The 11,072-nt window shown below is 66.2% G+C and carries 9 protein-coding genes and 1 pseudogene; 2 read left to right on the forward strand and 8 right to left on the reverse strand.

Going from position 1 to position 11,072, the window contains the following annotated elements; translation table 11 throughout:
- Positions 1–13: 13 nt before the first annotated feature.
- Positions 14–247, reverse strand: coding sequence for an LLM class flavin-dependent oxidoreductase (locus NP3_RS05935; RefSeq protein WP_084508239.1), 234 nt, complete (start codon positions 245–247; stop codon positions 14–16).
- A 316-nt stretch (positions 248–563) separates the two neighbouring features.
- Here NP3_RS05935 and NP3_RS05940 point away from each other — a divergent pair, with 316 nt between their 5' ends.
- Entirely contained in the window at positions 564–3,011 is a 2,448-nt protein-coding gene (locus NP3_RS05940; protein ID WP_063038582.1) for an AfsR/SARP family transcriptional regulator, read from the forward strand.
- Positions 2,944–3,687 (forward strand): tetratricopeptide repeat protein, encoded by a 744-nt coding sequence (locus NP3_RS05945; protein ID WP_063038584.1) that lies wholly within the window; start codon positions 2,944–2,946, stop codon positions 3,685–3,687. The genes NP3_RS05940 and NP3_RS05945 overlap by 68 nt, the downstream gene beginning before the upstream one ends.
- A gap of 187 nt (positions 3,688–3,874) precedes the next feature.
- On the opposite strand, the gene NP3_RS47655 is transcribed toward NP3_RS05945, so the two are convergent.
- The 7 genes and pseudogenes from NP3_RS47655 to NP3_RS05980 all read right to left on the reverse strand — a co-directional run bounded on the left by NP3_RS47655 (position 3,875) and on the right by NP3_RS05980 (position 11,071).
- The gene (locus NP3_RS47655; RefSeq protein ID WP_157124143.1) at positions 3,875–4,021 is read right to left on the reverse strand and encodes a hypothetical protein; all 147 of its coding nucleotides are present in this window, start codon (positions 4,019–4,021) and stop codon (positions 3,875–3,877) included.
- Positions 4,022–4,061: 40 nt separating this feature from the next.
- Positions 4,062–4,451, reverse strand: coding sequence for a hypothetical protein (locus tag NP3_RS05950; protein WP_157124144.1), 390 nt, complete (start codon positions 4,449–4,451; stop codon positions 4,062–4,064).
- 384 nt (positions 4,452–4,835) lie between these two features.
- A complete protein-coding gene (locus tag NP3_RS05955) occupies positions 4,836–5,291 on the reverse strand; it encodes an SRPBCC family protein (protein WP_169814448.1) in 456 nt (151 codons plus the stop codon).
- 753 nt (positions 5,292–6,044) lie between these two features.
- Positions 6,045–6,236, reverse strand: a complete 192-nt coding sequence (locus tag NP3_RS05960) for a hypothetical protein (RefSeq protein WP_063038590.1) — start codon at positions 6,234–6,236, stop codon at positions 6,045–6,047.
- 291 nt (positions 6,237–6,527) lie between these two features.
- Positions 6,528–9,334: pseudogene (locus tag NP3_RS05965) on the reverse strand (ATP-binding protein).
- Between the two features lie 170 nt (positions 9,335–9,504).
- Positions 9,505–10,209: a DUF5995 family protein gene (locus NP3_RS05975; RefSeq protein WP_218024816.1), complete on the reverse strand. Its 705-nt coding sequence runs from the start codon at positions 10,207–10,209 to the stop codon at positions 9,505–9,507.
- Between the two features lie 247 nt (positions 10,210–10,456).
- A complete protein-coding gene (locus NP3_RS05980) occupies positions 10,457–11,071 on the reverse strand; it encodes a hypothetical protein (RefSeq protein WP_245720834.1) in 615 nt (204 codons plus the stop codon).
- Position 11,072: the final 1 nt, after the last annotated feature.

The raw sequence follows: 11,072 nt of genomic DNA on the forward strand, positions 1-11,072 counted from the left end.
GCCTCCGGCCGGGTCACGCTCGCACGTATGTGCCGTCGAACTCGGCCTCGTCCTCGGTCCACCGTGTCTTCGGCGCGGTGAGCTGCTCGTCGAACAGCTTCCCGCGGGTGCGCGGACCGGTGCCGTGGTTGCGCATTTCCTCACGGTTCCAGCCGATTCCGGCGCCGAACAGCACTCGGCCGCCGGACAGCAGATCGTGGCTCGCCACCTCGTTCGCGGTGTGGATGACGTCGCGCTGCGGCAGCAGGGCGGTTCGTGACGCATATGTTCAGTCCGGGTGACGCTGTGGTTCACGCGCGGGTGGCACCGATCCTCCTAGACTTCGCGGTAGCTCGACCGAACGGGAGCGACCTCCCGTACGCAGATGTTGCTGCACGCTGCGCCACGCAGACAACACGGGTCGACTCCGTACCGATACCGGACCCGGTCACCGACCGACGAGGTGAAACGGCCGCTGCGCGATACCGACCCGAAGGTCGCTCCGCTGGTGGGCGGTGTCGGCCGCCTTCGTCCGGCATGCCAGGGAGTGCCTCGTCAGAGTGAATCGAATGTGAGGAACTTGTATGGCAGCGCAGCAGAGCCCCGGTATCGGCGATGCCAAACCCGGGGAGCTTCGGCTGAACCTGTTGGGACCGGTGGAGGTGCGACTGGAGGGCCGTCAGCTGGATATCACGGCACCGCAGCAGCTGGCCGTGCTTGCCATCCTCGCGGCCGAGCCGGGACGAACGCTGTCGACGACGCAGCTCGCCGAACGTCTGTGGGGCGATTGGCCTCCGTCGTCGGCCGTCGGTGCGCTGCGCAATCATATGCACGCCCTGCGCCGCCAATTCGAGCACCATGGCCACCCGGGCGCCGGGACGAAATGGCTCGACACGATTCGCGGTGGCTACCGGCTCGGACTGCCGGTCGGGTCCGATGCCACCGCAGTCGAGGCGCTGCTCGCGGCCGCCGAATCCGACCGCAACTCCGGCGCGGCCGCTGAGGCGAACGAGAAACTGACTGCCGCACAACAACTGTGGCGCGGCGATCCACTGGTCGGCCTGCCCGGACCGTGGGCGGAGGAGGAGCGGGCCCGCCTGCGCCGGCTGCGGTCGACCCTGCACGAGGCCGCGATAGTTGTCGCGGTGGACCTGGATCGGTATTCGGCCGCACTCGCGGAGCTGGAGGCGCGCGTCGAAGCCGAACCACATGGCGAGCGATGGCACGAACTGCTGATGATCGCGCTGTACCGGAGTGGGCGGCGGGCCGAGGCGCTCGACGTCTTTCACAATGCACGTCGACTGCTCGCCGACGAACTCGGCGTGGAGCCCGGCCCGCGGCTGGTCCGGTTGCATCAGGAGTTCCTGTCGACAGAGCCACCGATCCCCAGCGCCACGCATCTGGTCACCGTGCGTGACTTGCCGCCTGCCGAAGGAGAACTCGGGACCCCGACGCAGTTACCCCTCGACATCGCCGACTTCGTCGGACGCGAAGATCTGGTCCACGAACTGGCCGACGTGCTGGGCGAGGCCTCCGACCGCCGTGCGGTGGTGGCGATCACCGGAATGGCCGGTGTCGGAAAGACCACGCTCGCAGTGCATCTCGCGCACCGCGTACGGGACCACTACCCGGACGGCGTGACCTATCTCGACCTCGGCGGGATGGACGAGCGCCCGCGATCGATGGACACGCTGCTCGCGGGCGCATTACGCTCGATCGGCGTCGACCCCGGCGAGATACCGCACGGGCTCGCGGAGCGAACGGAGCTGTGGCGCACCACCGTAGCGTGCAAGCGCATCCTGCTGGTGCTCGACAACGCCCGCGACGCCGACCACCTCACTGCGTTGCTGCCGGGCCCGGGCGCGGCGGCGGTGCTGGTCACCAGCCGTTCGAGCCTGGCGGAATTATTCGATGCGCGGCTGGTCCCTCTGGACGTCCTCACCCCGGACCAGGCATGGACGCTACTGGAGCGCATGGTGTCCGCGCCACGGTTGTCCGCCGAACCGGAAGCGGCACAGGCGATCCTGCGCGCCTGCGGCCACCTTCCCCTGCCGCTGCGCATCATCGGAGCGCGGCTCGCCAGTCGGCCCGGCCGGCAGCTCGCCGCTCTCGCCGAGCGCCTGGCCGACGAGCACGTCCGGCTGGCCGAACTCGCGGTCGGCAACACCAGTGTGGAGCTCGCGTTCCGGGCCAGTTACCGTCGGCTCGACCCCGAGTTGTCACGCGCGTTCGTCCTCGTCGCGTTCTGCGATGCGCCCCATTTGCCCATCGCCGCCATCGCCGCACTGCTCGACCGAGAGATGGCCGAGGCCGAACACCTCTGCGAAGCCCTCGTCGACCTGGGCATGCTGCAGACACCGGAGTTCTGCCGCTACCGCTATCACGATCTACTGCGTCTCTACGCACGCAGCGTGGCGGAACCGGCGCACCAGCTCGAATGGCCGCAGGCCCTGCACCGGCTGGTCGATTTCTATCTCGCGAGCGCGAAAAACATTGTGGAACTGCGCGATCCGGGTCTGGGCGCAGATTTCTACGCCGCCACCAGGGCAGCGGGGCAGCAGTACACCGACGAACGACACTGCACCGCATGGGCGTTCGCCGAGCGGTTCGGGCTGGTCGCACTCTACCGGCAGGTGGCCGAGCATTCTGATGCCCAGACCCGGACGCTCGCAGTCGATCTCGCGCTGTTGCTCGCGGTAGGTGAGGATGCGGGCGAGCATCTGCCCCAGGTGGCGCAGGCGCTCGAAGCGCTGAGCCGAGCGGCCGGGGACGACGGCGACCACCCGACCATGGCCAGGGCCGAGCTGGCCGCCGCCACCGCGCGGCTGATCGGCACGGGCGATCTGAGCGCCGAACACGCACTCCGCCACGCCGGGGCGGTTCTGCAAGAAGGGGGAGACCTGACCAGCGCCATCCTCGCCGAGCAGGCGCTCGGCACAGTCATGGACTACCGGGGCAAGACGGATGCCGCCATCGAACATCACCGCCGCGCCATCGAACTGGGGCGCCGAGGCCGGGACCCGGTTCGGTGAGGGGGTGAGCTGGGCGGCGATCGCTCGGGTGTGCTGCGACGCCGGGTGCTGGGCCGAGGCCGCCGAGGCCGCCGAGCAGGCCCTGCTCATCGCGCTGCAGGTCGGCAGTCTGCGGATCGAGTCGATGGCGTTGCACGAGTTGGGATTCGCGATACTGCAGCGCGGGGACTCCGTCCACGCCCGCAAGCTGTGCGCGCAGGCGCTCGACATGGCCCGCCGACACGGCAGCCGACACCAGGAGGGATGCGCACTGACCCGACTGGCCGAGGTCGCCCTCGGTAGCGGCGATGCAGACACCGCGATGCAGATCGCTGAGGAGGCCGTGCAGGCACTCACCGAGGTCTCCGCTGCGGTGCGACGGCTGCAGGCGATGCAGGTGTATGCGCGCGCGCTGACCGCCGTCGGCCGTGCCGCCGAGGCAGCACCGATTCTGGACACGGTGACGCAAGCGAGCCGACACATCGGCCTCCCCGGCCCCGAACAGCATTCGGGAATGCCGACCAGTCGCACGGACCTGAAACCCGGTAGTCCTTCTGCCACTCCGACGGATTCGAGGTCACCAACAGAAGGCATGACCGACAAAAGCGGAGTCGTGCTGCGCGGCGCGCCGTCGCACCATCGCTTCAGCCACGGCGTCGAGCCCATCCCGATACCTCACACCGGGCAGCACCGGTGACGTCGGACTGAGCGTCCGCGACGCGTGACCTGCTCCGGATGTCTATGTGCCGACGTTGCCTGCGCCGGACCGAATGGCCGTTCTACGGGGCGGAGTACAGGGCCGCGGCCAGGATTGCGGCGGGCACGGTGACCAGCAACGGCCGCGCCCGCGAGACCGCCAAGGACGCAGACTCCGACGCCGCCGATTATTCCAACAGAGTGCCGACGGTGGCGCGCGTAGTACTGGTGGCCAGCGCAGTGTCGGGCCGCGGTGCCGCGTTCACCGTGCCGGCAGCGGCGGCAAGCGCCACCACGGCCGACACAGAGATCACGACATGCTTGCTCACCTTCACAACTACTTCCTGGTCGTCAGTCTGCGGAACGATCGACTCGTCACCTGCGGCAATGCCGCAGTGCGGGGTGCCACAACGCTGTATCGGCCGAGGATCGACCGGCGGCGAAATCAGCGGCGGTGCCGTCTGATGCGGTCGTGCCGGTTGCCCGGTGCCAAGGGTAGGTACCGACGTAACCGTTTCCTTGAAGATTCGCCCCTTCGGCGAGGTAGTAGGCACGCGCGAGGGCTTGGAGGACTGAATCCCACACGGGGCCTTGCTCTTCGGCGGGCGGAGCGTCGCTGAGCCACACCAGAGCGTCGATGGCATCCACCGCCAGCGCGGCGGCCTCGAGCACCGGCGAGGTTGCCCGGGCCGCACCGGCGTCGGTGGCATGGCGCTGTTCCAGCCACTGCCGCAGCTCGCGAACCGATGCCTCGTATACTGGCACCGCCGCACAGTTCGGCGATACGGAGCCGCCCCGAGTGATCCCGACGGCACCCACTACGGCCCGTAGTCGGGCTGTAAATACCACTTCGCTTCCTCCTGTACTCCGGATTCGCGGCTATGCGGTTGACCGACAGCCGCACGCGCTAGGGGTCAGGAGACCGGCGCGTGGTCTGCGCAGCCGAAGCCGTCGCGGTTCCGGTCGATTCGCCGAACATCAGGGCGAGCGCCGCACCGGCCGGTTCCACGATCGCCGGGCCGCGCATCAGGCTCATGGTCGGGAATCGGCGTCACAACGAATACTGAACCGCCGCAATCGATTGCGATCACGAGATCGCCAGGGCGGGCGCTACGAACCGTACATCCCGGTGGTCGAGGCTTGCGTGGCTCACCAACGTTCCACGAAGCGCGCCAACGCGGCCAGGGTCTGCACCATCGTCCGCCGGTTGCGCACTGACCGTCGTCCCAGACCGGTGGTGACCACCGAGGTCACCTTGTAGAACAGGGAGCGCTGGTCGAAGACGCGCTCGATGACCTCGCATCCCTTCGGGTGCGGGGCGATCTCGTACTCCCATGTCGACACCGGACGGCCCGCCGCCCGCACGGCGAAAGCAAAGCGTTTTCCCGGGTCGGCCACCGTCACCGTGCAGATCGTGCTCCACTTCACCCACGGGCGCCGATTGTCCCCCCGGAAGGTGGATCCGACAGCGCCCGGCGCACCGGTGAGCCACTCCGCTCCTGCCGACTCCGGACTCCACTCACTCATCCGAGTCACGTCGGCGATCAGGTCATACACCTTCTGCCGGTCACCGGCCATCACATGCCGGACCTCGACTGCCGCCACAAAACCCACCTCACGAAGCCTGTTGGTGCACAGTTCTTTTCGCCCTCCCGCGAGGTCGACTCCGGGTCGGGCTACTGTCGCAGTGTAGGAAGATCGGCACCGCCCGCGCGTGAACCACAGCGTCATATGGAGGGAATATTTGCGCCAGATCGAGTTTTCCATGGACTCCTCGACCTCGGCCCCGCCGGTGAGCAGGCCGCCCTCGCCGCCCTGCTCGAACTTTCCGCGCCAACTTCCCGATTCCCCACTGAACCTTCGGTTTCGAGCCCGAGGTCAGGCACCTGCGCACAGCGCTGCCCCGCCGATCGTGATCGGCTGGGCAGCGCTGCGCTGGGCCTGCCGATCAGCTGTCGCAACCTCAACACTCTCACCAGCAAGGATGTCCGATTGCGATGAAATAGCTATCAAGCGGCACGTGCGCCAAGGCTTTGCCCTGAAATGCGATATTGCCCGAATACAAGAAGATAGCCGGGAGTGATCCCATTCAGTGCCGTTCGTCTGTCGTCGAGGTCGGCGAGATGATCGGTTGTGTCATCGGCATTCTCATCGGGATCTGGTTCTTCCTGGTGGGTGCCATCATCGGCTGTGCGGTCGGTGCGATCATCGGCCAGTTCCTCGCCTAGTTCGATTTGCCGATGACCAGCAGTTTTCGGTGTTGCAGGAGGTTGGCGTACTGGTCGATACCCCCTCCGGACACCAGCTGCAGCACTCCGAGCAATGTCACACCCGACGCCGGAGTTCTCAGACGCTCACTCAGATGCACCAGACAACACTGCCGAGGGGGAAACACCACGTAGCTGATCCGAATGATCCGTCGACCGGAGCAATGGCGGACGCCGGAGGCGCGGCGACGGTCGAATCGGCAATGGCTGCGGGCGCCGCGAGCACGAGCAGGGGCGCGGCAATGGCAGTCGCGACCAGGGTTTTGACGATATTGTTAGACATTTCGCTTCCTTACAACGAGCTTTGTTTCGTCCGTGTAGGAGGCCGCGCTGCCGAGCTACCGGACTGGGCTGCGAGTGCGTTACGTGCCGAATCGGCTTTGCGACACGCGATTCGCTACTTGGTGAAGTATTTGATGCGTCCCGCGAGAGAAACGCGCATTCGACTGGCCGACAGCTGCAACATCGACCGGCCGGACAAGGCGTCATCCGGATCGCGGAAGGCGTCAAAGACAGTTTACCGCTGGCTACCGTAGTCACGAACGCAGCCGCGGTGTTCGGTTACCGCACCCGGTCAGTGGTCTTCGGTTTGATCCGCTGTCCAAGCCGCGATCTGAGCGCGGGAGTTGAATCCGAGCTTGGTCAGGATGTGTTCGACATGACCTTCGGCCGTGCGTTGCGCGATCACCAGCTCGGCGGCGATTTGCCTGTTGGTGAGTCCTTGGGCGATGAGGGCGGCGACCTGCCGCTCGCGTTTGGTCAATTTCGCGGGGGCGCCCGCCGCGGCGGCCGCATCGGCGGGTTGTACCCCGAGCGCATACGCGATAGCGGCATCCATACTCATCTCCCGGCCTTGCCGAAAGGCACCATCGAATCTGCGAGTGCCAAGGGTTTGACGTGTCGTCCGCTCGCATTCCTCGTGAAAGCGCGACATATTCCGCAGGACGGCCCGCACACTGCTGCCCACCAGCCATTTTCCCTGGGCTGCCCCCATCAGCACGGCCGCGCGCTCGGTATCGCCCTGGTCAGCGGTAGTCCAGGCCAGCGCCTCGAGGCTGAATGCGGTGAACACCGGACTATTCGGCCGTCTGTTGATTCGTAATGCCGCCTCGAGCAACCGTTGGGCACGGTCTCGTTCGCCTTGCAGCCATGCGGAAACACCCAAGCCACGCAACGCGACAGAGCGATAGAGCAATTCGCCCTGCGCTTCGGTGATGGTAAGTACTCGGCGGTAATGCTCGGTCGCTGGGACCATGTGGCCGCGCAGTTCGTATGACCAGGCGAGAATGGTCAGAGCACTGATGTAGAGCTCTCCGGTCTCGTTCGAGCCGAGCAGGTCGACAGCTCGTTCCAGGGCGGAGGATGCGTCGGCCGCTGCGCCGCTGGCAAGTGCGGTGATGCCGGTAGCGTAGGCGAGCTGTCCCTGGATGGCGGGGGTAGATGCCTGTTGGGCGAGCAGTCGCCCCTCCTCCAGAAGGGCGGCGGTGGCTGGGAAATCCCCCTGTGGCGCGGCCACCTCGCAGGCGGCGCGTAGCGCACCGATGCGGTCGGGTACCGATTGCGCACCGGGGTGGGCGAGTACGCGGTCGAGCCAGGTTCGGCCTTCCCCGTACATTCCGCGAAGGATCCAGAATTCGTGCAGCGCGGCGGCGATTCGCAGCCCGGCCGCAGCCGCCTCGTCGGTGTCCTCGGAAAGGCAGCATTCGAGCGCGTCGCGCAGGTTGGGGAGTTCGCGCTCGAGGCGGGCGATCCAGTAGGGCTGCCGGTCACTGATCCACCCGGCCTGGGCGTCAAGCGCCAATTGCTGGTACCAGTCGCGGTGCCGTCGGCGCAGCTCCGTATCTTCGCCGGACTCTCGCAGCTTTTGCCGACCGTAGTCGCGCATTGTCTCGAGCATTCGGAATCGGACGATGGTGTCGGATTCCTCCCGGATCAGAATCGACTTGTCCACCAGGGCGGACAGCACATCGAGCGAGCTGTGCGGCGCAAGGCCGACACCGCATACCTGTTCCACGGCGTCGAGTTCGCAACTCACGGCGAACACCGACAACCGGGCCCACAGCCGCTGTTCGTCCGGGGTACACAACTCATAGCCCCAGTCGACACACCATCGCAGCGTCTGCTGCCGGGTCGGCGCGGTACGACTGCCACGGGTGAGCAGCGTGTACCGATCATCGAGGCGTTGCAGAATCTGCTCGGGTGACATCGCACGCATCCGAGCCGCCGCCAGTTCGATCGCCAGCGGCAACCCATCCAGCCGAGCGCAAATCCGGGTCACGGCAGCCATGTTGTGCTCGTCGAGTTCGAAGCCCGGCACGGCTGCAGCGGCGCGATCGGCGAACAGCGTCACCGCATCGAAACGAGGCAGCCTCGTCAGCGCCGGCTCCCGGTCCTGATCCGGGACCGTCAACGGCGCCACCCGCAGCACCGCCTCCCCCGCGATATTCAACGCTTCCCGGCTGGTGGCGAGAATCCGCAGCTCCGGGCAGGTCCGCAGCAACGCCTCGGTCAACTTCGCCACGGCTTCCACCATGTGCTCGCAGTTGTCCAGAACGAGCAATATTTCCCGTGCGCCCAGAAATTTGACCAGAACATCGTGCAAAGGACCGGGCGCCGCGTCCCGCACACCCAGGGTAGCCGCGACGACATCGACCAGCAGCGCGGCATCGGAGACCTCGGCCAGTTCGACCAACCACACCCCGTCGGCGAAATCCCGCCGCGCTTGCGATGCGGCCCGCAGCGCGAGCCGCGTCTTGCCGACACCGCCGACTCCGGTAAAGGTGATCAGCCGGGACGTGGACAGCAGATTTTTTACCGCCGACAACTCGGTGCGTCGGCCGACAAAACTAGTCAGCTCGAACGGCAGATTGCCACCACTGCCCGCGGCGGGCGGGCGCCGTCCCTCCACCGCTGGCTCCCGGTGCCGATGCTCGACAATCGAATCCGACTGTCGGCCCGCCTCACCAACCGCGACACCCTGGCGCTGCTGCACCTGTCGAATGCTCTCCCCCAGACCCGCCGCGGAAGGGCGTTCGTCAGGGTCGCGGATCATCGCGGCACCACCACCGACACATCATCGGGGATGCCACTGTCCCGGAGGCCCGGCACCGGCTGGGCGGTGATCCGCGGAAGCTGTGTCCCGTTCTCAGCCCTACGACGCTGGAACGCGGCATGGCCGGTCAGCGCGCAGAACCGGGTCGCGCCGAGCGCGTACACATCCGCTGCCGCCGTTCGATCCAGCGCGACCTGACGGCAGCGATCTACCACCCCGAAACCGCCGCGGCCGATCTGCACCGCATCCTCGAAACCGGCCGCGGCCAACTCCGCCATGGTGGTCGTTGCCACCTCATGGTGTGTGCGAAGCGGATCGTCCTGGGTCATCGGCCGAGTGCGATCCCACCGACATGTCTTTGATCACCGGGCAACATGCGCTTACCTTTCGCCAATGTTCAGCGTATCGCCGACAAAGGCGAGGCCGGGGTCGCGCACTCCACCATCGATGCAACCAAGCCAGCCGGTTTCGATCCGGCGGACAAGGAACAAGCTGAGGTCTACTTCGGCGGCGGGACAACGGGGGTGAGGAGCAGCCGTCCCGTGGCGCCGACGCCTTCCTCGAGTCCGCGTTCGGTCATACGGCGGAGCATGCTGTTGTTGCGTTGCATCCAGAGCGACTGCGTCGTGGCCCAGGCGGCGTCCCTGGCGTGGGCGATGCTGAAGCTGCACAGGATGTGCTTCATTGTCTCGGCATCCTTGGTGGTCAGCCGGAGCAACTGGGGCTCGTATTCCGCGCGGACCTCGGCCTCGATCCGGGCCAGCAGCTCATTGACCTTCAGATAGTCGGCGTGCACCGGTTTGGTGTCGGGTGTGGTGGACCGCTCCTTGCAGGTCATCACGACTGCCATCGCCAAATCGTGGTTGATGTGTGCATTCATGCCCGCCAACGCGAACTGCAGTGGCCACACGGTGCGGTTGGACCGGGAATCGAAGACCGGCTGCCAGACCGGATTCGGCCATCTGCCGTCCTTGTCGGCGTCGATCGCATCGAAATACAGCTGCGCGAACACCACATCGAGGCGTTCGACGAAGTCGGGGTCGGCGAAGAATCCCGCGGTGATCTGTTGACCGACCAATTCGGTGACGCGCAAATACATGTTGTTGAAGCACGCGACGCCGTCGCGCGGATCGAGCTCGTCCTTGATGTCGTGCATGCGCCGGATGACCTCGGCGACGGGACCGGGAATTTGAACCGTTGTCACGATCTCCTCCTCTGCAGTCCTCGGCACGGCGGAGTTACTGCCGGGCAGGTTGAATAGGTACTGGAGGGTTGATCCGCCCGTCGCGTCGGTTTGCTGAGATTTGTTGGCTTCCACCGGCTTCTCGCCGGGCCTGACCGAACCCTTCCACCTACCACGGTATCGCTGGGCGAACGACCATGAGCAGCAACGGATTACTTCGGACAAACATCATGGAATCAGTTCCCGACGGTCGGACCGGTGTCGGTACTCATTTCGTTGTGGCTTTCACCGGATGGTCGGTGCCGACGTCGGTGATCTTCCAGCCCGCACTCTTGTTCACGGTGACCTTGTAGGCCACGGTGGTCATCCCGCCTCCGGGCGTCTGAACACTGGTGGAGCTGACGGTGAGGTAGACGTTCACCACGTAGACGCCCGCGTTGTCCGACATGACCTTGGCGGCATCGGGAGTAGCGGTCGAGGTCCAGCGCAGCGGGGTGACCAGATCACGCATCTTCGGTGCGGTGGTGTCGAATTTCGTGGCCAGGTCGGCGGTGGTATTTGCCTTGAGTCTGCCGATCCAGGCATTGAAATCCTGGTAGTCGATGGTCGACGCGCCCGTGGCGTAGTCGATGGCGACCTGTTCTGCCTGGCGCTGTTCGGCGGCGGCGGTGTCGCGGTCGGCGAGGTCGCCGCGTGCGAAGGCCCACAGTGTGCCGAAGGTTACTGCGGCAGTGAGCAGCAGCGCACCGGCCGCGGCGACGAGCACGGTCGACACCGGCACGCGCACGGTTCGCTGTGCGGTGGCGGGTTTCGCGGCCGAGGGTCCAGTCGTCTCGGGGGTCTCGCCGTCGGTCGGCACATCTTTTTCGGCTGTTGTGGCCATG

Origin of the sequence: Nocardia pseudovaccinii NBRC 100343, from assembly GCF_001613225.1 — a bacterium.
GTDB classification, from domain to species: Bacteria; Actinomycetota; Actinomycetes; order Mycobacteriales; family Mycobacteriaceae; genus Nocardia; species Nocardia pseudovaccinii.

Coding starts and splice junctions, on each gene's coding strand:
- NP3_RS05980 (WP_245720834.1), bottom strand. CDS start 11,071: ATGGCCACAACAGCCGAAAAAGATGTGCCGACCGACGGCGAGACCCCC.
- NP3_RS05945 (WP_063038584.1), top strand. CDS start 2,944: ATGCCGCCATCGAACATCACCGCCGCGCCATCGAACTGGGGCGCCGAG.
- NP3_RS05940 (WP_063038582.1), top strand. CDS start 564: ATGGCAGCGCAGCAGAGCCCCGGTATCGGCGATGCCAAACCCGGGGAG.
- NP3_RS05960 (WP_063038590.1), bottom strand. CDS start 6,236: ATGTCTAACAATATCGTCAAAACCCTGGTCGCGACTGCCATTGCCGCG.